Raw genomic sequence first — 23,098 nt, 5'->3', positions numbered from 1 at the left:
GATTCCCGAGGTGTCCCGCACCTGCCGCGACAAATTGCTTTATATTGCGGAACACCACGGGTATGGGAAGCTGCGGTCTGGTGCATTGCTCGGTGTTGTTGACCGTTCACATGAGGTGTTGCCGTTCGTGGAGTTGCCACAAGATGCCTGGGCTACTGCGACGACGCTTCGCCCTGTTTCACAGCGGCAGGCACGAGAGCTTGTTGAGCGAGCGTATCGCGTGAGTGAGAAGGTGCAAGACATAGAAGGTGTGAGCACGCAGGTCGCGCAGCTTGAGCGCTCATACCGGTCATCGAGTGGGCTTTCGCCATCAAAGTACTACGACGTGTTCTTTACCGCCTCAATGCTGGGGTTCCGGTTGCCGTCTTTACCAGATGAAGTGACGGTGGGCCCCAACCTTGCGGTTGCGCAAGCAAAGCTCATGAAAACGCTTCTGGAATTGCATTCAGCCGCATTGCGTGAGTCAGAAAAGGCTGTGGCCAACGCGGTTCCCAGCGCGCATCTCATCGAGTATCGTGACCACTAGAATATGCCCGGCAGACACTGAATAAGCAAGGGTTGTTGCTGGTTCACGGGAAAAGTTAACTTTCGCGTTACAGCCACAGCTCAAGTTACTGATAAAGTGCTCTGGTACTGTAATCGGATTTTTGGGCCACGGTGCGTGCCGTGGCCACTGTTTTGGAGGACTCTTGCTCGGCGCAATTGGGCGGGCCTTTCGTACGCCTGACTTGAGAAACAAACTCCTCTTTACCCTTGGGGTAATTGTTTTGTTCCGGCTCGGAAGCTTTATTCCCGCGCCTGGCATTGACTATTCGCAAGTTCAAACGTGTGTTGCCTCACCCGCTCTTGGTCAAGGTGCATTCGGGCTCATCAACCTGTTTAGTGGCGGTGCGCTCCTCAAACTTTCAATCTTTGCTCTGGGAATCATGCCGTACATTACGGCCAGCATTATTACGCAGCTTTTGCGTGTGGTGATTCCTCGGTTCGAAGCACTGCACAAAGAGGGTGCTTCCGGGCAGGCTAAGCTCACGCAGTACACGCGTTATATGACCATTGCGTTGGCGATTCTTAACGCCACCACCCTGGTGACTACCGTTCGCACGGGCGCCCTGTTTGGCAACGTCGACGCATGTATGAACCTGATTCAGAATGACACGTGGTGGGGCATCTGCATTATTGTTCTGACATTGACCGCCGGTACTGCACTTATCATGTGGATGGGTGAGCAGATTACTGAGCGTGGTGTCGGTAACGGTATGTCGATTCTGATTTTCACCTCGGTCGCTGCTGGGTTCCCTGCCGCCTTGAACTCGATCCTGACCTCAAAAGGTATCGACATCTTTGCGATCGTCTTGGCCGTGGGTCTGCTGGTTATCTTGGCCGTGGTGTTCGTTGAGCAGTCGCAGCGTCGCATCCCGGTTCAGTACGCCAAGCGCATGGTGGGTCGCCGCATGTTCGGTGGCACTTCCACTTACATTCCCATCAAGGTCAACCAGGCCGGTGTTATCCCGGTGATCTTCGCTTCCTCAGTGCTCTACTTGCCAACGCTGATTTCTCAGTTCGGTGACCCGGAAGCCGGCTGGGTACAGTGGATCAACGCTCACCTCACACGAGGTGACCACTGGATTTACATTCTCACGTACGCGGTGCTGACGATCTTCTTCGCGTACTTCTACGTTGCGATTACCTTCAACCCTGAAGAAGTCGCTGACAACATGAAGAAGTACGGTGGATTCATTCCAGGAATTCGTGCGGGACGGCCCACGGAACAGTACTTGAGTTACGTGCTGACACGCATCACATTCCCTGGTTCGCTGTACTTGACCGTGGTTGCTTTGATTCCGCTCATCGCGCTGATTTTGATTGACGCAAACCAGGACTTCCCGTTCGGTGGAACGTCGATCCTGATTGTGGTGGGTGTTGGTCTTGAAACGGTTAAGCAGATCAACAGCCAGATGCAGCAGCGTCACTACGAAGGTTTGCTCAGGTAGTTCAGAAAGGTAGCTAAAGCTATGCGCATCATTTTGATTGGTCCCCCTGGGGCAGGAAAAGGAACTCAGGCTGCTCGTTTGAGTGAAAAGCTGGGCATTCCCGCTATTTCGACAGGTGACACTTTCCGTGCCAATGTGAAGAACGAAACCGAGTTGGGCAAGACCGCTAAGCGTTACATGGATGCTGGCGAGTATGTTCCTGACGAAGTGACGAACTCCATGGTGCAGGACCGCCTCAACCAGGACGACACGGCAAACGGTTTCATGCTCGACGGCTACCCACGTACTGAGGCTCAGGTCCACGAACTCGACCGCATGCTGAAGGAAGCTTCGCAGGAACTGGATCACGTGGTTGAGCTAACCGCTGACACTGACGAAATTGTGGCGCGACTGCTGGCTCGTGCACAGATCGAAAAGCGCGCCGACGACACCGAAGACGTGATCCGTCACCGCCTGGACGTGTACGTCGAGCAGACGCAGCCACTCACTGACATCTACCAAGAGCGTGGACTGTTGCGTAAGGTCGACGGTCTGGGCGAAATCGACGAGGTCACTGACCGCGTTCTCAAAGCTTTAGGAGTGTAATGTTCGGTTCCAAAGTGGAACTGAAATCGGATAAAGAAATCGTGCTCATGCGGAAAGCTGGGCTCGTATCGCGGGCGGCTCTGGAAGCCGCCCGTTCGGTTTTGGTTCCGGGGGTTACCACCGTCGAGGTCGACGCGGCTTCCGCACAGGCGATCGCTGACGCTGGCGCCACCTCCAATTTCTTGGGGTATTACGGCTATCCGGCCACCGTGTGTATCTCTGTGAATGAAGAGATTGTTCATGGGATCCCAGGTGACCGCGTGATCCGTGAGGGTGACCTGGTTTCCGTTGACGGTGGTGCGATTGTTGACGGCTGGCATGGTGACAATGCGTTTACCACGATCGTGGGTGATGGTGGGGATCCTGCCGACCAGCGTTTGTCTGATGTGACTGAGGAGTCCATGTGGGCTGGTATCGCTGCGTTTGCTTCTGCTAAGCGGATTGGTGACGTTGGTGCAGCGATTGAGGGTTACATCATGGAAGTGGCTCCGGATCTTTCTGTTGTGGAAGATTTCACTGGCCATGGAATTGGCACGCAAATGCACATGGAGCCCGAAGTCCTGAATTATGGGGCTAAGAATCGTGGCCCCCGGGTTCGTCCCGGAATGGTGATCTGTATTGAACCAATTGTGGTGCGCGGTGATCAGGCGAACACCACACTGGATGACGAATGGACGGTCATAACTAACGACGGTTCACGTGCAGCTCACTGGGAGAACACGGTCGCAATGCACCAGAACGGTATCTGGGTTTTGACTGAGCCAGACGGGGGAGAAGCGCGCCTGGCGCCTTATGGTGTTACCCCTGTTCCACTGCCTGAATAGGGCGCAGCCCTGAGGCGCTCACGACAAAATATGAAAAAATCGTGACGAGCTTCACAGAAACCGGTCAGAATGTTTTAAGATCGGTCCCATGACACAAAATCAATTGCAACGGCGGAGGCGCGGTGTCGGCGCCTTCGCCTTTATTTCGTCCCTGTCTCTCGCAGTAACCATGGGTGCGCTCCCCGCGCAGGCACAACCCACCGAAGAAACGCCGAACCAGGATTCGGCAACGGAAGCTGCACAGACCCCCGGCGTTTCGGAAGAAGCGCAGGAAGTTGCCGAACCCCGCGCCCCAGAAGAAAGAGTGGCACCTGAGGACACCTCGGGAGCGGAAACAACCGAAACCCCCGCCGACTCTGACGCTGAGGTTGCGACTGAAGATCCAACCCGTGTCAACAAAGACGAAGAACCAGATGACGACGCTTTGGACAAGTACTACCCAAAGCTCGCTAAGACAATGTTCGACCCCGACGGTGACGGAAAGTACAAAATCACCGAACCAGTCGAAGGCGGCAAAGGCGCCGGAAACATTCCTTCCGGGCTCGAGAAGTACTACAACCAGAAGGTTGACTTCTCGCCCGAAAACTGTGAAGCGCTGGGCTATGGCACATACGAATCCAGAATTGGGCGTAAGGCTGAATGTGGCTACATGATTGCGCCGATCGACGTGAATGATGCCAGCAAGGGCAACATTGCCATTGCAGTCATGAAGGTCAAGTCGGGGAAGCTTGATGAAAACGGCAAGTTCACGCCCACCAAATCCAAGGGTTCGGTCATGTGGAACCCAGGCGGTCCGGGTGGTTCCGGAATGACCATGTCGGTCGTTGGCGCCTTGTACGACCCTGAACTGGCTGAAGACTTCGACATGATCGGTTTTGACCCCCGCGGAACCGGTTCTTCCATGCCGTTCTCACAGTGCTCGTCTGACAAGCAGATTGACGAAGACCGTGAATCCAACTCGTTCGGAATGGACCTTGAAGATGCTGAAAAGGACCTTAACGACCGTGCAAAGCGTTACACGGAGGACTGCTTCAACAACACCGGAAAGCTTTTCGACCTGGGCAAGGCCAACCAGCAAGACGTCATGGAGCACTTGGGGACCTGGGACGCTGTTGGCGACCTGGACCTGCTCCGTTCGATCACTGGTAACGACAAGCTCAACTATGTTGGGTTCTCCTACGGAACTCGCTTGGGGTATGTCTACGCGCAGAAGTACGGTGCGAACGTTGGGAAACTGGTTCTCGACGGTGTTGTTGACCCAGGTAATGTCGACAAGGCTGCAATCGAGTCGCTGAAGCAGATCAACCAGCGTTCTGACCGTTACCTCAGCAAGAAGGTCGCAGCCGAGGCTCCTGTTGATGGCTCGGACTTCACCGACGACCAGAAGGACACGATTGCACAGGGCGCCGGATTCCAAGGCACGTTCGAGCAGTTCGCACTGGACTGCTCCGAAAAGGGTGCAGAAGGTAAGACCTACGGCGAACTGTGGCCAGAGTTTGCGGAAACTGAACTTGCAGACCAGCCATTCTCGTGTGCTTTGGGTGACGGAATCACTGACACCAAGAAGCTCACTGAAGCGAACGCTAAGCTCCTGCAGACCCTGGAAACTGCAAACGGCGGTAAGGGTCTCCCTACCGGACAGCCAAACGACAACCGTATGGTGTCATTCGCTGACGGACGTCAGGGTGTTTTCCAGGCCCTGTACTCCGAAACGCTGTGGTCACAGCTCAACGTTGCTCTGAACGAACTGAAGGCAGGAAAGTCTGCCGGTGGTCTGATGATCCTGGCTGACCAGTACATGGACCGCGACGAAGAGGGCCACTACGCCCCAATGTTGCAGGCGTTTACCAACATCCGTTGTACTGACTCGAACTCGAAGGGTGATATGCCTTCGAAGGATCTGATCCGTCGTTTCGCTCAGGCGTATGACGAGGCTGCACCGTTCCAGGCAGCAACGGTTGCTCCCGGTGTGTACGACTACTGTGACTTCTGGAAGTTCAAGGGAACCCTACCTGGTCCTGAAAAGCTGACTAAGGTTCCGAACATTCTGGTGATCTCGACGTCTCACGACTCGGCTACCCCGTACGACTCGGGTGTGAAGCTCGCACGTCTGATCGACGGAACCCTGTTGAGCGTTTCGGGTGCTTCGCACACCTCGTTCATCTCTGGTGACGAAGAAAAGATCTGTGTTGATGAAACGGTAAACGACTTCTTCAAGAAGGGGATTGTTCCAGAAGACGGCGACTTTGGTGCAAAGCTTAAGAAGCCTGACACTGCTAAGGACGACCTGGGTAACACCGTTACGTTTAACACCCGTTGCAAGGTTCAAACGTTCCGCGAGTCGTCGTTCTCGACCTCAACGTCGAAAGCGCACGCAGGTGAAAAGATCGGTTACATGTTTGGTCACTACAACTCGGAAGCTGACTACAGCATCCGCGTAGGTGACGAAACTGTTGCGACCGTGAAGGCCGACAACGGAGGTAACGGCGCTGGAACCTTCACCCTGCCTGCAAGCTTGAAGCCTGGAACCGTCAAGGTTTCGCTGGTGGACGCTAACGGCAAGGTAGTTGCAACCCGTGACCTTGAAATCATGAAGGCAGAACAGCCTAAGGAAGATGACCCTGAGTCCGGCGGAAACGTCGACAATGGCAAGGACGGCTCTGACAAGGGTGGCTCTGACGAGGGTGGCAAGGACGGCTCCTCCGATGAAGGTAGCGACAAGGGTGGCTCGTCCGATACGGGCGACGGCAAGGGGTCGAAGGACTCCAACGCCAACGGCTCGATGCCACGTACTGGTGCCGAACTTGGATTCCAGGCAGGAATTGCTCTGATCCTCGTGGCTGCTGGTGCAGGTGCTGTTGCTGTGGCACGCAAGCGCAAGCAACTGTAAAAAATAGTTAAAACAGTCAGTGGACCCAAGCGATATGCTTGGGTCCACTGATGCGTTAGGGGCGAAAATGCGTGGTGTATGGGCCGTACTGATTGCAGGCATTCTACTTTTGGCCGGTTGTTCGCAAAGCAGTAGTGACAACCAATTTGGAGGAACCGAGGACGCGGAGAGTTCGGATACCAACCAGTCGCGGATTCTTGGGCGTTGGGAGGCCCGTGAAAAAGGTGACGCCTTTTTAGAGTTCCACGAAGACGGAACGGTCGAAGGAAGTACCGGTTGCAACGGAATTCTCACGCGGTATTCCATGAACAGCGACCCAGAGCGCAACGCGGCTCGGCTCGAGGATTACGCAACTACCTTGCGAGGTTGCCCAGGCGTTGATGAGTGGCTGGCTGAGGGGCGTGAAGTGGAGTTCGATGACACTCAGATGACGGTGAAAGACCACAGCGGCAAGGAAATTGGGAAACTGTTCCGCTCGTAAAGTCACGGAGTGGATCGCAAGTAACCTTGGCATTGTGGGCATTGTGAAAAATGCCGTGAACAAAATGACCGCAAGTTTTCCTCAGGTGATGTGCGTGACAGTATGGTCGAGTCCAAGTATGTATCAAGAGTTGTGTGCACGAGCGCGCAACTCACTGATAAAGATGTGGAGAAAACCATATGGGTGTAACGCCTTCTAAACGACTGATGTCATTTGGTGCCGCTCTGGCCGTTGGGTTCGCTGGCGTAGCTACGACAGGAACAGCGTCCTTTGCTTCCGAAGCTGCAGTTGCCGGTGCACAGTTTGAATCTAACGGCGACAAGCTCGCTCAAGACTCCAAGGTGAAGGGTTATGCCCGAGGTGAAGACGGCAAAGTCTTAATCTTCAAGGTCAAAGGCGACAAGCTCGGCAAAGACGCCGAAAAGTTCATCCGCAGCCACAAGAATGTGGAAGTTGTTGAACTAGACAAGCCTGCGTCTTTTGCCTCTGGTGGCCAGGTAGTTGCGGGCCACCCAACTCTCATGGGAAATGACACGGGTTCGAAAGCGGCTGTGTGCTCTGCCGGTTTCGCGCTCCTCTCCAAGAAGTTCACGCCCCAGATTTCCACCGCCGGGCACTGCACCGCGGCCAACATCGACGCCGGGGACAATTTGACGATCGGAACAGCGACGAAGTTGCTGTGGGCCGATCCCAAAGGATCACCTGCGGCAGGTGGAAAAGCTGAAAAGGGCAATGACCTGGTAACGGGCGCAATCAAGAGCTTCCAGATGGGAGCTCCAGGGCAAAAGAAGCCTGATTACAGCCTGCCGCCTGGCGCAGTTGAATTCCAGAACGGTAAGAAATACATTGACTTCGGTATTTATGACCTGAAGACGTTTGAAGGCGTATATCCACGTGTGACCAAGTGGACTGACCCATCCGACTTGGTGGATGACAGCATTCCGGTACAGAAGCTCCACGACGCTGAGATCAATGACACCGTTGCACGTTCGGGACGCACCACCGGATTTCATTCAGGGAAGGTAGTTGCAACCGGTTGGTTCAACGTCCAAGGCCGTATGGTTAAGGGCTTTGGCGGGTACATAGAAGGTAAGCCTGGAGACTCTGGTGGGCCGGTCATCACCCAGGATGGCGGTGCAGCCGGTGTATTCTCCGCCTACGCAAAAACAGATGACGGAAACTACGCGTGGTTCTCTGACCTACGCAACGACCTCGACCAGATTGGTGACGGGTCACGCGTTCTCGTGGAGAAAGAACCTGCGTTTGACGGTGCAAAAGCTGCTGCAAAGAGTGGACCTAAGGGACTGACGAAGAGTGCAAAAGCCGCTGCCGAGCCAGTTTCAACCAAGGTCGAAGAAGGTGGAAGCCTCAGCGGCAAAGCCGACTCCATGTTCACGGGTGGAACCTTTGTACTCAAAGATGGCACCGAGGTTTCTGTCACTGTGAAGGACGGCAAGTGGTCGTTCAAGGCCCCAGGCAAAGCTGGTGACAAGGTCTCTGGCAACCTCTTCCTGCACACCAAGCACGAGGTCTCCCTGCCACTGGCAATTTCCTACACGGTGACTAAGGCTTCAGACAAGCCAACGCAGAAGCCGACTCAGGAACCTACCCAAAAGCCAACGCAGAAACCTACTCAGGAACCTACCCAAAAGCCAACGCAGAAACCTACTCAGGAACCTACCCAAAAGCCAACGCAGAAACCTACTCAGAAGCCAACCCAGAAGCCGACGGAAAAGCCCACTGAGGATGCTAAGACCACGCTGACGGTTGACCCTGAGCGTATCGACGTTGACAAGTTCGCTGGTGACGGTAAGAAGGACGACAAAGTTGGTGTCAGCTACACCGTCAAGGGCCTCAAGCCAGGAACCAAGGTAACGTTCCAGACCTTGTTTGATGGCAAGGTTGTTCGCGAAACCTCTGGTGTCGCAGATGAAAATGGTGTAGCCGTTGCTCGCGTGTGGGGCGAGTCCGGCCCACGTGAAGGCTTCCTCGGTAAGTACTCGGTCATCGCGAAGTTCGACGAGTCAGAACTGACGGGCCAGTTCGAGGTTGTTGACGACACCGCTCAGCCTGGCGACAAGGGCGACCAGGGTGACAAGGGCAAGGACGACAAGTCCGGAAACAAGGGCACAAACGTTCTGCCTCGAACAGGTACGTCTGCTCTTGCAGCTACCGGAGTGGCAATTGGAATGATCGCCGTTGGTGGTGGCCTGATTGCAGCTTCACGTCGCCGTAAAGCATAAAGCGTAAGCGCAAAGGCATACAACGCCACGTGTAAACCGCTAGGTTGCGCACATAACAGAGGCGGGAAGGGCAATCCTTCCCGCCTCTGGCATATTCACGAAGAGCACGAGCACCGCCTACACAACCGGCCCCACATTGACACTTAAAAACGCGCGTTTGAACTGTGCCGCGGAAAGAAAAAGATCTGTGCGACGCGGTTCCCCCTCCGCACTACCTAAAGGGTTGTGCACGTGTACCCGCCACGGCGCGTCGTCATCAGTGCGACCGTCCTCATCGCACCGCAGGACTTCGCACACAACGTACACGTGCCCCGCCATCACACCTACCCACCGGTCGGGGTGATCTTCGCGCGGAAGGCGGCGCGCACCTCGGCGGTGGACAAGCGTTGACGCAACTACTGGGCGCCCGCTGGCAAGCCATTCCCGCACAACCCCGAGGTCGCGCGGGACCGGCCGTGCCGGGCACCACGTGCCGGTGAGAAGCCACAGTGCCGTGCCGGCGAAGTTGAACTGGATGCGCACATACGAGTGGACCAGGGAAGCGACGGCCTTTTCGACCAGGCTGGCGTTGTTCGCGTCAAGCCGGTTGTCGCCTGCTCGGTGGCGGCGTGGCACCCAGCGGGTCACGGCGATCGTGCGTGGCCAGGGGGAGTGGAGCCGCACGCCAGCAGTGTGGACCGTGTGCGGTGAGTTGATGTGCGGGCTGTGTTCAATGAGGCTGGCCGTGAATCCCGGTTTGGCGTTTTCGCACGCGGCCAGGGTTGCGATGAGCCAACAGTCGCCCAGTTGCCCCTGGCGAACCTGGGTGACGCCATCGTGCAGACGTGCGAGTTCATGGGTGGCGGGGCCTCGGAACCGTGGTTCAACGGCGGGAAGATATTTAAGCAGATAGGTCAGTTCCGGCCGGTGGACGTGGAGGTGCTGGATGAGGGCTGTGCGTACGGCACGCGCCTTGGGGTTTGTGACGAGGAAGGCGTTGATGGTCCCGAGGTCGGCCCGGACTGAGGACAGCCCATGAGTGAGCGCGAGGGAGTGAATCGCCTCGAGTTCCGCTATGACAGTGCGAAGTGTACTGTGATTTGGCTTCCAAGTGGAGTATTTAAACTTGAACAGCATAGGGAATCCATGTAAAGTGTTCAATTGGTCTATGGCTGTCGTGCGCTCAAAAACAAGCTACTTCGTTAGATATTAGCGGAGTCTACGTTTATTTGGTTCACGACACAGGCCGCGGTAAAAGAATCCATCCTTGGGTTCTCATTCAATACGCGGGTTATCCGCGGGAAAATGGGGTTAGCGAACGATATGGCCAAAAAAGAAGGGGTCATTGAGATCGAAGGAACCGTTGTTGAAGCTCTTCCGAACGCTTCGTTTCGTGTTGAGCTGACAAACGGCCACAAGGTGCTCGCTCACATCTCTGGAAAGATGCGTCAGCACTACATCCGTATTCTTCCCGAAGACCGTGTCGTAGTGGAGCTGTCTCCTTACGACCTGTCGCGTGGACGAATTGTTTACCGCTACAAGTAAGAGATCTTTTCGACTACTCGGCAATTGCGCATAACTGTGCTGTTGTCGATATGAAGGAATAGCGATGAAGGTTAAGCCAAGCGTCAAGAAGATCTGCGAAAGCTGCAAAGTCATCCGCCGCAACAGCCGCGTGATGGTTATCTGCACCAACCCGCGCCACAAGCAGCGTCAGGGCTGATCAACGCAGATCACGGATTCGCACTGCTCAGCAGGCGAACCCACACCCAAGCAGGCCTCGCCCCCCGCACAAGCGGGACGACACCCTCGGTTCAGGGGCCGAGGACCCGAAAGGGAACAGGTCTGAGTAAGTACCTCTGATCAACAATAGGAGAACCGCAAATATGGCACGTCTTGCCGGAGTCGACCTCCCGCGCGAAAAGCGTGTGGAAGTCGCCTTGACATACATCTATGGTGTGGGCCGCACTCGTGCGAGCCAGACCCTGACGGAGACCGGGGTTAACCCGGACACCCGTGTGAAGGACCTTACTGACGATGAACTCGTGCAGTTGCGCGACTACATCGAAGGTACTTTTAAAGTAGAAGGTGACCTCCGCCGTGAGGTTGCAGCTGACATTCGCCGCAAGGTGGAAATTGGTAGCTACGAAGGCCTCCGCCACCGCCGCGGACTTCCAGTGCGTGGTCAGCGCACTAAGACCAACGCGCGTACCCGCAAGGGACCAAAGCGCACCGTGGCCGGTAAGAAGAAGTAATCAGGTTTTCGTAAGGAGTTTTCACACATGCCACCCAAGTCACGCGCATCAGCGCGTCCTACGCGTCGCAAGGTCAAGAAGAGCGTTGTTAATGGCCAGGCGCACATCAAGTCAACTTTTAACAACACCATTGTTTCGATCACGGACCCAACGGGCGCTGTGATCTCCTGGGCTTCCTCGGGTGAGGTTGGCTTCAAGGGATCCCGTAAGTCCACCCCTTACGCAGCTCAGATGGCTGCCGAGTCTGCTGCTCGCCGTGCTCAAGAGCACGGCCTGAAGAAGGTAGACGTTTTCGTTAAGGGACCGGGTTCAGGTCGTGAAACCGCGATCCGTTCGCTCCAGGCTGCTGGTCTGGAACTGGGCACCATCCAGGATGTCACCCCAGTTCCACACAACGGTTGCCGCCCTCCAAAGCGTCGTCGCGGCTAATTCCCTAACAGGTTGCGTCACGAGTAAATCCCTCCACTGAGTGCAATGCGAGCGTCAAATAGCGGTTGCTCGCTGAAAGGAAGCCAACGTGCTAATTGCACAACGCCCCACGCTTAACGAAGAGGTCGTATCCGACTACCGTTCACGATTCATCATTGAACCTCTTGAACCAGGTTTCGGTTACACCCTCGGTAACTCACTTCGTCGCACCCTGCTGTCCTCAATTCCTGGCGCTGCTGTCACCAGCATCCGGGTGGACGGTGTCCTGCACGAGTTCTCAACCGTGCCTGGAGTTAAGGAAGACGTCACCGAGTTCATCTTGAACCTCAAGTCACTGGTCGTCTCCTCGGAATTCGACGAGCCTGTCGTCGCCTACCTGCGCAAGCAGGGTCCTGGCGAAGTCACGGCCGCCGACATTTCTGCGCCTGGCGGTGTAGAGGTCCACAACCCGGATCTGCACATCGCTTCGCTCAATGACGAAGGTCAGCTCGACATTGAACTGACGATCGAACGCGGACGCGGTTATGTTTCTGCTGCGCAGAACAAGAACGCTGACGCTGAGATCGGCCGGATTCCTGTCGACTCGATCTACTCGCCCGTGCTGAAGGTCACCTACAAGGTTGAAGCCACACGTGTTGAACAGCGCACCGACTTCGACCGCCTGATCATCGACGTAGAAACCAAGCCATCGATTCTGCCACGTGATGCAGTTGCATCGGCCGGTAAGACCCTTGTCGAACTGTTCGGCCTTGCCCGCGAGCTCAACGTGGAAGCTGAAGGTATTGACATTGGACCGTCGCCAGTTGACGCTGCTTTGGCTGCTGACCTGGCGCTTGCGATCGAGGACCTCGATCTGACGGTTCGTTCGTACAACTGCCTCAAGCGCGAAGGTATTCACACTGTTGGTGAACTGGTTGCTCGTAGCGAAGCTGACCTCATGGACATCCGTAACTTCGGTTCGAAGTCCATCGACGAAGTCAAGCAGAAACTTAATGAACTGAACCTGAGCCTCAAGGACAGCCCGAACGGATTCGGTGAAGCTAACCTCGACTCAGACGAATCGTTCGTTGAGGACGAACAGTTCTAAGAATTCCAAGGAGAAATATCCATGCCTACCCCTACTAAGGGAACCCGTCTGGGAGGTTCCCCGGCGCACGAGCGGGCAATGCTGAACAACTTGGCAGCCCAGCTCTTTGAAAACAAGTCAGTAACCACCACGGTGACCAAGGCAAAGCGCCTGCGCCCCGTTGCAGAACGTCTCATCACGTTCGCAAAGCGTGGCGACCTCGCGTCACGCCGTCGTGTTCTTGCTTCGATTTCCGACAAGGGAATCGTGCACGAACTTTTCACCTCGATTGCTCCTGCTGTTGCTGAGCGCCCAGGTGGATACACGCGCATCACCAAGATTGGTCCTCGTCGCGGCGACAACGCTCCAATGGCTGTCATTGAACTGGTCCTTGAGACTTACTCGCCAAAGCAGAAGGCCGTCAAGGAAGCTGAAGCAGTGGCTGAAACCGCTGCTGCTGAAGAAGCTGACGTAGCTGAAGAGAAGGTTGACGAAGCTGCTGAGGCTAAGGCTGAAGCTCCTGCTGACGTTGACTCCGGTGCTCAGGAAGACGAAGCACAGGCTGTAGCTGACGACGCTGCTGAAGAAGCAGACGAAAAGGCTGAAGAAGAAACCAAGTAAGGTTTCTTTGGCAAGAGCCCGTTCACCGTTTGGTGGACGGGTTCTTTGTTTTGCGCCGTTTCGTCAGGTGTTACTCCACAGGAGGCACATAACGAGAAGGGGGTGCTGCTAGGACTCTTGCTCTACCAGACGGTGTGACTTGGGGACCTCGCCTGCGGACTCACCTACCGAGAAAACGGCAAACGGGACGAAACTGCCGTGGGGGTCGGTGCGTCGTAAAACATCGCACAGCATGGCAGCTGACAATGGCGTGTCCTTCAACTGCGACTCGACAGCCACCCGGAGCCCGTGGCGAGCAAGAATCAGCCACAACCGCAACAGGTCGCGCCCAGCCTGCAACCATTCTTCTGCGCTGACCTGCGACGCGTGATCGCGGTGCAGCGCCAACACCACGCGGTCTGGGGCCCTGCGTGATGTGAACGTGGGGAGCATGGTGCTCCATACGCCGGTGCGGGACACGGCGTTCAAAAGCGTGTCGCTTCCGCCCTTGACCAGACGGGCGCCTGTGCGAGCCACGGCCCGCGGTATCCGCAGTGTTTCCGCGGTCAGCCCGTCCTGGTAGTAGCGTGGGTCGGTGTCGTCTAGGCGCAACCACTTCAGGGTTTCGTCCAAGGCTTCCCGAGGTGACAGCGCCGCCGCCTGCGCGTACCGGGAGGCCGCGCTCCAGGTGGCTTCAGGAATCTGGGCGCTGGCAATAGGGTCCGAGGTGTATGCGAAGTTGGTCTTGGCGAACTGGGTGAGTGCCTCTTCCAGGCGGTCGGTGCGCGGCAGTAACTTGCCGCGGTCCACCTGGCGGTCTAACACCTCGGCGGGTTTAAAACTAGCCCCGCTGTCAGTTTCGAGGTTACTCGCGCTCAGGGTAGGGCCACCGGAGCTGCCGGAACCGCTCGCACCCGGACCTACCTCGGCGACGTCCAACTCAAGCCAGATACCGTGCTCTTCACCCAGAACGCGCACGTCCTCAATGCATGCACTAGTCGCGCCCAGGGCAATATTGGCCGCTTCGACCCAACAGCCCAGGGAGAGGCCCAGGTCCATGGCGTACGGATCGGTCACGGGGAGCGTGCGCCTGGGCCAGCGAGGTCACCTGGGGCAGCCACGGTTGCGTGTTGTGCGCGCTGGGCGCCCAGCCGGCGGTTGCGAAAACTCGTTCGAAAGTGGCCTCGGAGAAGCTCACGTGTGCACCTTTCGGAGGAAAAATAGGATGTCGTGGAGCGGGTGACCGCCGGCCCTGCGCGGGATTGCTTCCGAGCCGGGGTTGTCCTCGCCAATAAATGTAATTCTAAGTCGGCGGTAGTTCTTCTTGATGAGTGTCGAGAACATCTGACGCGCTAGGATCGAAACGACGCCTCGGCCTTGTACGGACGGGCGGGAGCCCTGGATGATGAGGACCGCATCCTTCGCCGAGGTGGTTAACCGCTGCCGTGATAGGCGCTCCCGTAGCAACCGTGCGGCAAAGGTGGGGGAGAGAGCGCCGTTGGTTGCGCGTAGATGTTCGACTGGGTCGGGGACAGTGAGAATGAACCCGGCGACAGGGGTGGATTCTTCTGCACCCATCTCCTGGGCCGCCACAATCAGTCCGGGGTCCATGAGCAACTCCAAGCCACTGGTCTGTGACGCGAACTGCTCTGCGGAAATGGGCGTGTAGTAGGGGAGCGGGTCGAACGCTTCGTTGAGCGTGGGCAACACGCGGTTCAAAACCTTCCTCACACCCAAGCGGCCGGGGCTGAGTAACTCGACTCCCACCTCGGCGAACGCTTGCGGCGCGGGCGCCGTAGCCCGCTTAGCTGGCACCTTACCCAGGTCCACTTCCCACGTGCGGCCGCCGCTGAACGGGGTGAAGCCGCTTGTCTCGAACGCGTGGGACACCAGCGGGGAGTTCCACGCGGAGTCGAAGAAGCCCGGGTGTTCGTGACCGGCGACAACAACGCCCCCGGTTTCGTTGGGCAACAGCGAGACCGGCCCCATGATGTGTGTCTTGCCGGTGCGGGCGGCGTGCTCATCAACCGTGGCCATGAGCGCCTCGAAAGCGTCGCGGTGTGCAAACTCGAGGGCCCCAAACAACAAGGTAGGAAAGCCAAGCTTCGCGTCCATGTCAGCGTGCGAATGGACCGTACACCGGCCCACAACCGTGCCATGCGCGTCGCGGGCCAACAGCAACGTCACCGGGCCGGGAAACCACGACCTGCCCCGGTGCCATGCCACCACATCGGAACGTAACAGCGGGACCCGGGAAGCCACCTCGGCGGGGGTCATCCACGCTGGAACCGCACAGAACTCACGCAGCTGCGCGCGGGTTTCCACCTGTTCGACGGTAATCATGGGAGGCATGGGGATCACTGGGGTCACGGGAGGTCGGTGCGGGTGCTGGGCGAGGTGGCGGCACCGGGCAACTGAGTGCTGGACGTTGCCGATTCGCCGGGGAGCTGTGTAAAGCGGTCGATCATGCCGGTGCGGCCGTCCTCGGCGCGGAAGATGCCGTTGGAGTACCCCCATTCGTTCGCCTCGTAAATGCGGATAAACCCTCCTTTAGCTGGGGATTTGTCGCCTTTGCCCACCAGCCAGTGCATGATTTCGTGGTGTTCCTGCGTGCGGGCAAAGCGCATGAGGTCGTCGAGGGACTGGAACACAACAACCAGGCCGATCCGCTTGGGGAACTCGTAGTAACTGCGGTGCCACAGGTAGCCGGGGGCGCGTTTGAGAGTTCGGGCCAGTTTGGTCCAGCGGCGCACCTGGTCAGCCATGTCCAGGACCGACCGGTACTCGTTACACCCCAAGAACAGAGCGTTGCCCTGCCCCTGGGGTGGGGTGGCGGAAAAGTCACGTGTACGCATGTGTGCTCCTGTTGTTGGTGTCGGAGGGGTGTCTGGGCGGGCGGATGCTTGGACGGCGGCTGCTTGGGCGGCGGCTAGGACTTCATCAGGTAGGTGTTCTTGATCTTCTTGGTAGCCTCCGCGAACGGGCCCGTGCCGTGGTCGTGGAGCTCAACGCGAATGTCTGCCGCCGACGGGTCTTCCTCCAGCGACTGCTTGAAGTCACGTGACACCGCGGACAAGTGCTCAAGAACCCCCGCGGTCAGTGCGGTGCGCATCTGTTCGCGCTGGTCAGCGTCCAAGTTTTCCGCCGCCGAGGTGTCCCGCAGCTGGATGTGCAAGGTAGGTCGCATCTCCAAGGCTCCAGTGTCCTGAAGCTCAATGCGGAACGAATCAATCAATGGTGCGTAGCGCTCATCGCGGTACAAACCGTTCTCAACGTCCAACGGATAAATGTTCGCGCCCATGTACGAAATCGTGGAATCCGAACGACCAAACAGCAACACGAACGGCAGGCGCATTCCCTGACGCTTGAACGCTTCAGACAAGCGTTTTGCTAAGTGCGGGAATGCGCGCGTGATGTTTACCATGTCGTCAAAGCTCATGAGCGTGGCCTCATCACCGATGTTGTAGCGAAGCCTAGGGCTCATCACCGCCGCTGAGTTAATTGTGACAATAAGCTCATTGTCTTCAGTTGTTTCCAAGAATGTCTCTAGCGGGTTGTACTGGAAAATCATAGGAACGCGCGATTCGTCTTCGCCTAGCAGGGCCGCGCGGAAGTCAGCGTTGCGTGTCAGCTCTTTTCGGATCTCAACCGCTACATCGGTTTCGCCGGCCATCCCGATTGTCAGATCAGAGGCCCCGTAACCGGAGTACACCCGGTTGAACCGTTTCTCCACGTGTTCACGTAGACCTTCTGTCATGGCCTCGCCGCCCACGAACCCGTTGAGCGTGAACTGGTCCCAGTACTCCGGGCCGCGTTCTGTGTCGTTGTCCATGTAGTCGACTAAGTGTTTGAGGAATGGAGGATAAGCACTGATCAAATACGTGTGGCCCGGTCCAAAGTGGGTCAACGTGTCAATGATTTTCTCTAGATCAGGGCCCGTGTTTTTCACCATTGCGACTTTGGCCATGGCCAGTCCCGTGTTGGTTCCCGTGGCCCACGCACCCATGGAAAACGCGTTGATGCAGAACAGGTCACGCGAACCGAACAGGAACGTCACGTACCCGGCTACGTTGCGGTGGACCGTGTCCAATTCCTTTTTTGACCGCATCCAGTTAAACGGCTTGCCTGATGATCCGGATGATTCGTCCACGACAGTGCCCACGGTCTCAATGGAGCCGTTCCAGCACCGCTCGTCTTCGGAATACTGCGTGACGTAATCGTGTTTATTGGTCGCAGGGTAGTTCTGCAGATTCCACCACGTGAACTCGTAGTCGTTTTCAACTAAATAGTCTTGGTACGCCGGAACGTCCAGGGAGGCCTGTTGGCAAATCATCCATGCGTTGAGCCGGGCGATGCGTTCGAGCCCCGGCTGGTAATTGCGCGCGGTGAGCCGCCAAATCGCCGGATGCACACGGTATGCCTTGTATGCAGTGGTCAAGCCCATGTTGGTGAGCCGCAGCAGGGTCTGACGTGCGATATTGACGGGTCCGCGTTTGATGACGGGTTTGCGCAGGGCTGGACGCTTTTCACTCATATGACCAAACCTAGTGGTCATGCGTGAGATTTGTTTAGGTACAACTTGCCAAAACTGTCACACGGGTAACGTGGGACGCGAAAAGAAAGGAAAATTTCATGACCGACATTCTGTCTCTCCAGCTTCTTGACACGTTACGTGAACGTGCTCCCCGCTATGACGCGAACAATGAGTTCTGCTTTGAAGATATGGAGGACCTGCGGGCAGCCGACTATCTCACCATGTTGGTTCCTGAGTCCTTTGGCGGGGCGGGGATGAGTGTCGCCGAGGTGTCACGCGTCCAACGTACGCTCGCTCAGGCGGCTCCGGCAACGGCGCTCGCGTTCAACATGCACCAGATCATCGTGGGGTTGTGCGCGCGTTTGCACCGTGCGGGCGATACGACCACCGACTGGGTTTTGCGTGACGCGATGGATGGGCACATTTTCGCGTTCGGGATCAGCGAAGCCGGCAACGACTCCGTCCTGTTCGACTCCTCCACTGAAGCGGTCCCCACGGATGACGGCTACGAGCTCACGGGCACCAAGATCTTCACCTCCCTGTCGCCGGTGTGGACGCGCTTGGTTGTCCACGCTCGCGTGAAGGACTCGGACCAGCTAGTTTTCGGTTTCATCGACCGCGACTCAGAAGGCATCGAAATCAAGGACGACTGGGACACCTTGGGCATGCGTGCCACCCAGTCGTGTACAACGGTCCTGAACAACGTGCTCTTGTCGTCTGATCGCGTCGCCACGCATACGCCTGTAGGGCCCAATGATGACCCGTTTGTGTTCGGGATTTTCGGGTGTTTCGAACTGTTCTTGGGCAGTGTGTACAACGGAATTGGTGAACGCGCGGTCTCCCTGGCCAGCGAGATTGTGCAGAAGCGCATGTCCCGAGCCAAAGGCGCCCCGTATTCCAAGGACCCCGACATTCGTTGGCAGATCGCATCAGCCGCAATCCTCATGGACGGCGCTAGCCTACAGCTTGAAAAACTCACGGAGGACTTTGACCTGGTGGGCACTGACCGTGATCCTAACTACGGCATGAAGTGGTTCTTGCACTTTTCGGCGGCGAAGAATAGGTCGGCCGAGGCGGCAAAGAGTGCCGTTGACACTGCCCTGCGCGTGTGTGGAGGTTCGCAGTACTATTCGCGCAGCGAACTCCAGCGCTTGTACCGGGATGTCCTGGCGGGAATCTACCAGCCCAGTGACAACGAGAGCCTGCACTCCGCGTACAGCAACGCACTGTTAGGTCCGATCGAAGATTAATCACTTCCAGGCCGAGGTGGTTGCGGCTTTCGCGGTCACGCCCGCCCAATCGACGAATAACAACGGCCCGTGTGTGAGCTCGCTGTTAAGGTGAACATAGGCCCTTAAACAAGGGTGGTCAGTGTCACAAAGATGAGCGCTGATCTTCAGTTCTGCAAGGAGAGTTTAATGTCGTCAGTGCCCTCCATTTTGAGCGAATCGCTCGAACAGGTCGATCCAGAAATCGCACAGGTTTTGAATGACGAACTGCAACGTCAACGCGACACGTTAGAGATGATCGCGTCGGAAAACTTCGTCCCCAAAGCCATTCTGCAAACCCAAGGGTCAGTCCTCACTAACAAGTACGCGGAAGGATACCCCGGGCGTCGCTACTACGGCGGGTGCGAACACGTTGACGTCGCAGAAAACCTTGCGATCGACCGTGTGAAAGAGCTTTTCGGGGCAAACTTCGCTAACGTGCAGCCTCACTCTGGCGCACAGGCAAATGCGGCCGTCATGCACGCTCTGGCCCGCCCAGGGGACACGCTGATGGGAATGAGCCTGGCCCACGGTGGTCACTTGACTCACGGTATGAAGATCAACTTCTCCGGCCGCCTCTACGACATCGCCGCATACGGTGTGGACGAAGCAACCAACCGTCTGGACATGGACAAGGTGCGCAAGACCGCGCTGGAAAGCAAGCCAAAAGTGATTGTGGCCGGCTGGTCGGCCTACCCACGCCACCTCGACTTCGAAGCATTCCGCGAAATTGCTGACGAAGTTGGCGCGAAACTTTGGGTAGACATGGCGCACTTCGCCGGGCTCGTGGCCGCAGGTCTGCACCCCAGCCCCGTCCCATACGCGGACGTGGTGTCCTCAACCGTGCACAAGACCCTCAGTGGCCCACGTTCAGGTCTGATCCTGAGCCGCGACGAAGACATCGCCAAGAAGATCAACTCGGCTGTGTTCCCTGGACAGCAGGGCGGGCCGCTCATGCACGTGGTTGCGGCTAAAGCGATCGCATTTAAGATCGCACAGTCAGCTGAGTTCAAAGAAAAGCAAGAACGCACCATTCGTGGAGCAAAGATCGTGGCTGAACGCCTCCTGCAGGACGACGTCACCGACGCCGGTGTCAGCGTGCTGACAGAAGGAACCGACGTCCACCTGGTGCTCGTCGACCTGCGCAACTCCGCGCTCAACGGGCAAGAAGCGGAAGACCTACTCCACTCGGTTGGCATCACTGTTAACCGCAACGCGGTTCCTTTCGACCCACGGCCACCCATGGTCACCTCGGGCCTGCGCGTGGGAACCCCAGCACTGGCTTCCCGAGGCTTTGGCCACGAAGAATTCACCGAAGTCGCCGACATCATGGCGCAGGTCCTCAAACCAGGCTGCGACCTTGACGAACAGCGCCAGCGCGTTAACCGCCTGACCCAAGCATTCCCGCTCTATGAAGGACTGAAACAGTACTGATGCCCCAGATTCTCGACGGAAAAGCGACAGCAAAAGCACTCAAACAGGAATTCGCTGAACGGGTTGCGCGCCTCAGAGAGCACGGTGTCACACCTGGACTGGGCACGTTGCTGGTTGGCGAGGACCCTGGTTCACAGTGGTACGTGGCGGGTAAACACCGCGATTGCGCTGAAGTGGGCATCGAGTCGATTCGAGAAGACCTTCCTGAAACCGCGACCCAACAGGAAATTGAGGACGCAGTTCAGCGCCTTAACGACAACCCTGCGTGCACGGGCTTCATCGTGCAGTTGCCACTGCCTAAAGGAATCGACACCAACCGGGTTTTGGAACTGATCGACCCTGACAAGGACGCCGACGGCCTGCACCCCATGAACTTGGGGCGCCTGGTTCTACGGGTGGGTGAAGACGTTGAGTCGTCACTGCCATGCACGCCGGTGGGGATCGTTGAGCTTCTGGAACGCCACGGTGTTGACCTCAACGGTAAACACGTAGTGGTGCTGGGACGCGGAGTGACCGTGGGCCGGCCCATCGGGTTGATTCTGACTCGTCGCGCCGTGAACGCCACTGTGACGCTCACGCACACGGGCACCACAAACCTCAAGGAACTGCTCCAACAGGCCGATGTCGTTGTCGCCGCCGCAGGAGTGAAAGACATTGTGGATGGGGACTCGGTCAAGGATGGCGTGGTGCTGGTTGATGTGGGAGTTTCGCGCGAAACCGACCCTGAAACTGGGAAGTCCCGGGTCGTGGGCGACGTTTCGGAAAAAGCGCGGGCTAAGTCGTCGTTCTACTCGCCCAACCCTGGGGGAGTAGGGCCCATGACGCGCGTTGAACTGTTGCGTAACGTCATTGAAAGCGCTGAACGGTCACTTGCGTAGTGGGCTTGCCAGGGTTCGCCCGAGGTGGTTAACCCGGAGCTGTCTAGCTGGCTAGTTTTGTCTGGCTAGTGTTGCTCGCACAAACACAAAGCGAGGGGATGTGAATCCCCTCGCTTTGTGTTTGGTTTGTGTGCCTGCGACTACTGCAGAGCAAGCGTGAGCTTGAACAAAATGCGCGCTTTGTCTTTGCCTGCGTAATTGTCCATGAGCACGCTTTCGAACCCAATTGATGAGTGGAACGAAACGGCTGCTGAGTTTTCCGGCATTGTTGTTGCCTGAACTTCGGTTTTGCCTTTGCTTCGTGCCAACTCGATGAACGAGTCGTAAAGCCTGCGACCGATTCCCTGGTGGCGGAAGTCGTCGCGGGCAGCAACGAGGTGAATATAAGCGGGACCGTCCAGAGGAATCACACCCAGAAGGTACCCAACGATTTCGTTTTTGTATCGAGCGACCAGGCCAGACGCAGCCAACTGGCGGAACCAGTATGGATCATGGTCTTCGCTGAGGTCGCGTTCGCCCCAGAACTTCTGTTGTTCATCGACCAAGAAGGTGCGCAGGTCTTGCGCGTCGACTTCGTCGAGTGGGCTGACGGTTAGACGTTCAATGTCGAATTCCGGTGTTGCCATGAGTCGTCTCCTTGTCATCTCAGGACTTCTAACTGTACCCAATTTTCATGACAGGGACGTTAGCCGAGTCACTCGTAAGATATTTTGCGTGAAAGGATGAACACATGATTACTGTCGCCAGCGTAAATGTGAACGGAATCCGCGCAGCTATGCGGAAAGGAATGGAACCCTGGTTTAACCAGAACACGCCACAGATCTTAACCTTGCAAGAAGTCAGGGCTGCAAATGACATTGCCTACTCAGTCATGGAGCCATTCGGAGGCAGTGCATACAGCGCTGATGCTGAAGCAAAAGGGCGGGCAGGTGTTGCTGTTGTATCGCAGACACCAGCGCGTGAGGTGCGTATCGGGATCGGCGATGAGTACTTTGCGGGGGCCGGCCGTTGGATCGAATGTGACTATGACTTAGACGATGGCTCCACACTCACGGTTGTTTCCGCGTACGTGCACTCAGGGGAAGCGGGGACGCCTAAACAGGATGACAAGTATCGATTCTTGGATCGCATGAAAGAGCGTTTGCCACAGCTTGCGCGTCACGCTGACTATGCACTTGTGACGGGTGACCTGAACGTGGGGCACACGGAACTGGACATTAAGAACTGGAAAGCCAACCAAAAGAAGGCTGGTTTCCTTCCGGAAGAACGTGCGTACTTTGACGAATTCTTTGGCGACCTCGGCTGGATCGACGTTCACCGCAAACTTTCCGGTGAGGTTCCGGGCCCGTACACGTGGTGGTCCATGCGAGGAAAAGCCTTCGACAATGACGCAGGCTGGCGGATTGACTACCACATGGCCACGCCCAACCTTGCTGAATTGGCGTCGAACGCGCAAGTACACAGGGCCGCGTCATGGGGTGAACGGTGGAGTGACCACGCGCCATTAGTCATTGACTACGACCTGCCGGAGCTTGTGGACAACAAGTAAGTGGTAACGGCGGGTCAAAGCGTAACTCCTCACATGTAGTCAGGCGTAAACGAAACTGGGGGCACACGTGTGAAAACGTGTGCCCCCAGTTT

General features: G+C 56.9%; 23 protein-coding genes. 17 read left to right on the top strand and 6 right to left on the bottom strand.

Annotation, left to right across the window (positions count from 1 at the left end):
- The 7 genes from HMPREF0183_RS12990 to HMPREF0183_RS10275 form a co-directional block, all read left to right on the top strand.
- The coding region (locus tag HMPREF0183_RS12990) for a hypothetical protein (RefSeq protein ID WP_005885808.1) at positions 1 to 526 on the top strand (526 nt) is incomplete at its 5' end.
- 163 nt (positions 527 to 689) lie between these two features.
- Positions 690 to 1,991: a preprotein translocase subunit SecY gene (secY, locus tag HMPREF0183_RS10300; protein WP_005885806.1), complete on the top strand. Its 1,302-nt coding sequence runs from the start codon at positions 690 to 692 to the stop codon at positions 1,989 to 1,991.
- A 21-nt stretch (positions 1,992 to 2,012) separates the two neighbouring features.
- Positions 2,013 to 2,576: an adenylate kinase gene (locus HMPREF0183_RS10295; RefSeq protein WP_005885804.1), complete on the top strand. Its 564-nt coding sequence runs from the start codon at positions 2,013 to 2,015 to the stop codon at positions 2,574 to 2,576.
- Positions 2,576 to 3,400, top strand: coding sequence for a type I methionyl aminopeptidase (gene map / locus HMPREF0183_RS10290; RefSeq protein ID WP_005885802.1), 825 nt, complete (start codon positions 2,576 to 2,578; stop codon positions 3,398 to 3,400). The genes HMPREF0183_RS10295 and map overlap by 1 nt, the downstream gene beginning before the upstream one ends.
- Before the next feature lie 88 nt (positions 3,401 to 3,488).
- Positions 3,489 to 6,290 carry an alpha/beta hydrolase gene (locus tag HMPREF0183_RS10285; RefSeq protein WP_005885800.1) on the top strand — a complete coding sequence of 934 codons (2,802 nt, stop codon included), beginning with the start codon at positions 3,489 to 3,491 and terminating at the stop codon, positions 6,288 to 6,290.
- 34 nt (positions 6,291 to 6,324) lie between these two features.
- Positions 6,325 to 6,771 (top strand): META domain-containing protein, encoded by a 447-nt coding sequence (locus HMPREF0183_RS10280; RefSeq protein WP_005885798.1) that lies wholly within the window; start codon positions 6,325 to 6,327, stop codon positions 6,769 to 6,771.
- Between the two features lie 179 nt (positions 6,772 to 6,950).
- Positions 6,951 to 9,014, top strand: coding sequence for an LPXTG cell wall anchor domain-containing protein (locus tag HMPREF0183_RS10275; RefSeq protein ID WP_040348985.1), 2,064 nt, complete (start codon positions 6,951 to 6,953; stop codon positions 9,012 to 9,014).
- 117 nt (positions 9,015 to 9,131) lie between these two features.
- Here HMPREF0183_RS10275 and HMPREF0183_RS10270 read toward each other — a convergent pair whose 3' ends face one another.
- A complete protein-coding gene (locus tag HMPREF0183_RS10270; RefSeq protein ID WP_005885794.1) occupies positions 9,132 to 10,130 on the bottom strand; it encodes a C2 family cysteine protease in 999 nt (332 codons plus the stop codon).
- Positions 10,131 to 10,316: 186 nt separating this feature from the next.
- Between HMPREF0183_RS10270 and infA the strand changes: the two genes are divergently transcribed.
- From infA to rplQ, 6 genes are all read left to right on the top strand, one after another.
- On the top strand, positions 10,317 to 10,538 hold the full coding sequence (infA, locus tag HMPREF0183_RS10265) for a translation initiation factor IF-1 (RefSeq protein ID WP_019159374.1): 222 nt from the start codon (positions 10,317 to 10,319) through the stop codon (positions 10,536 to 10,538).
- A gap of 64 nt (positions 10,539 to 10,602) precedes the next feature.
- Entirely contained in the window at positions 10,603 to 10,716 is a 114-nt protein-coding gene (gene rpmJ / locus HMPREF0183_RS10260; protein WP_005885790.1) for a 50S ribosomal protein L36, read from the top strand.
- A gap of 163 nt (positions 10,717 to 10,879) precedes the next feature.
- A complete protein-coding gene (gene rpsM / locus HMPREF0183_RS10255; protein ID WP_005885787.1) occupies positions 10,880 to 11,248 on the top strand; it encodes a 30S ribosomal protein S13 in 369 nt (122 codons plus the stop codon).
- Positions 11,249 to 11,275: 27 nt separating this feature from the next.
- Entirely contained in the window at positions 11,276 to 11,677 is a 402-nt protein-coding gene (gene rpsK / locus HMPREF0183_RS10250; protein ID WP_005885785.1) for a 30S ribosomal protein S11, read from the top strand.
- 88 nt (positions 11,678 to 11,765) lie between these two features.
- Positions 11,766 to 12,764, top strand: coding sequence for a DNA-directed RNA polymerase subunit alpha (locus HMPREF0183_RS10245; protein WP_005885783.1), 999 nt, complete (start codon positions 11,766 to 11,768; stop codon positions 12,762 to 12,764).
- A 21-nt stretch (positions 12,765 to 12,785) separates the two neighbouring features.
- Positions 12,786 to 13,364 (top strand): 50S ribosomal protein L17, encoded by a 579-nt coding sequence (gene rplQ, locus HMPREF0183_RS10240; RefSeq protein WP_005885781.1) that lies wholly within the window; start codon positions 12,786 to 12,788, stop codon positions 13,362 to 13,364.
- A 108-nt stretch (positions 13,365 to 13,472) separates the two neighbouring features.
- Here rplQ and HMPREF0183_RS10235 read toward each other — a convergent pair whose 3' ends face one another.
- The 4 genes from HMPREF0183_RS10235 to HMPREF0183_RS10220 form a co-directional block, all read right to left on the bottom strand.
- Positions 13,473 to 14,420, bottom strand: coding sequence for a hypothetical protein (locus HMPREF0183_RS10235; protein ID WP_040348983.1), 948 nt, complete (start codon positions 14,418 to 14,420; stop codon positions 13,473 to 13,475).
- Between the two features lie 117 nt (positions 14,421 to 14,537).
- Complete coding sequence (locus HMPREF0183_RS10230; RefSeq protein WP_156798249.1) at positions 14,538 to 15,713, bottom strand: hypothetical protein; 1,176 nt, start codon at positions 15,711 to 15,713, stop codon at positions 14,538 to 14,540.
- Positions 15,710 to 16,198, bottom strand: a complete 489-nt coding sequence (locus HMPREF0183_RS10225) for an antibiotic biosynthesis monooxygenase family protein (RefSeq protein WP_005885778.1) — start codon at positions 16,196 to 16,198, stop codon at positions 15,710 to 15,712. The genes HMPREF0183_RS10230 and HMPREF0183_RS10225 overlap by 4 nt, the downstream gene beginning before the upstream one ends.
- A gap of 74 nt (positions 16,199 to 16,272) precedes the next feature.
- Positions 16,273 to 17,877, bottom strand: a complete 1,605-nt coding sequence (locus HMPREF0183_RS10220; protein ID WP_156798248.1) for a phenylacetate--CoA ligase family protein — start codon at positions 17,875 to 17,877, stop codon at positions 16,273 to 16,275.
- A 98-nt stretch (positions 17,878 to 17,975) separates the two neighbouring features.
- Here HMPREF0183_RS10220 and HMPREF0183_RS10215 point away from each other — a divergent pair, with 98 nt between their 5' ends.
- The 3 genes from HMPREF0183_RS10215 to HMPREF0183_RS10205 all read left to right on the top strand — a co-directional run bounded on the left by HMPREF0183_RS10215 (position 17,976) and on the right by HMPREF0183_RS10205 (position 21,457).
- Positions 17,976 to 19,127: an acyl-CoA dehydrogenase family protein gene (locus HMPREF0183_RS10215; RefSeq protein ID WP_005885776.1), complete on the top strand. Its 1,152-nt coding sequence runs from the start codon at positions 17,976 to 17,978 to the stop codon at positions 19,125 to 19,127.
- 168 nt (positions 19,128 to 19,295) lie between these two features.
- Positions 19,296 to 20,579 (top strand): serine hydroxymethyltransferase, encoded by a 1,284-nt coding sequence (gene glyA, locus HMPREF0183_RS10210; RefSeq protein ID WP_040348980.1) that lies wholly within the window; start codon positions 19,296 to 19,298, stop codon positions 20,577 to 20,579.
- Positions 20,579 to 21,457, top strand: coding sequence for a bifunctional methylenetetrahydrofolate dehydrogenase/methenyltetrahydrofolate cyclohydrolase (locus tag HMPREF0183_RS10205; RefSeq protein WP_005885774.1), 879 nt, complete (start codon positions 20,579 to 20,581; stop codon positions 21,455 to 21,457). Before glyA ends, HMPREF0183_RS10205 begins: the two co-directional genes overlap by 1 nt.
- A gap of 140 nt (positions 21,458 to 21,597) precedes the next feature.
- Here HMPREF0183_RS10205 and HMPREF0183_RS10200 read toward each other — a convergent pair whose 3' ends face one another.
- Complete coding sequence (locus HMPREF0183_RS10200) at positions 21,598 to 22,083, bottom strand: GNAT family N-acetyltransferase (RefSeq protein WP_005885773.1); 486 nt, start codon at positions 22,081 to 22,083, stop codon at positions 21,598 to 21,600.
- A 104-nt stretch (positions 22,084 to 22,187) separates the two neighbouring features.
- Here HMPREF0183_RS10200 and HMPREF0183_RS10195 point away from each other — a divergent pair, with 104 nt between their 5' ends.
- A complete protein-coding gene (locus HMPREF0183_RS10195; protein WP_005885772.1) occupies positions 22,188 to 23,006 on the top strand; it encodes an exodeoxyribonuclease III in 819 nt (272 codons plus the stop codon).
- The last annotated feature ends 92 nt before the right edge of the window (positions 23,007 to 23,098 follow it).

The organism is Brevibacterium mcbrellneri ATCC 49030 (genome assembly GCF_000178455.1).
Classification (GTDB): Bacteria; Actinomycetota; Actinomycetes; order Actinomycetales; family Brevibacteriaceae; genus Brevibacterium; species Brevibacterium mcbrellneri.
This window is presented reverse-complemented; position numbering and strand designations above follow the sequence as displayed.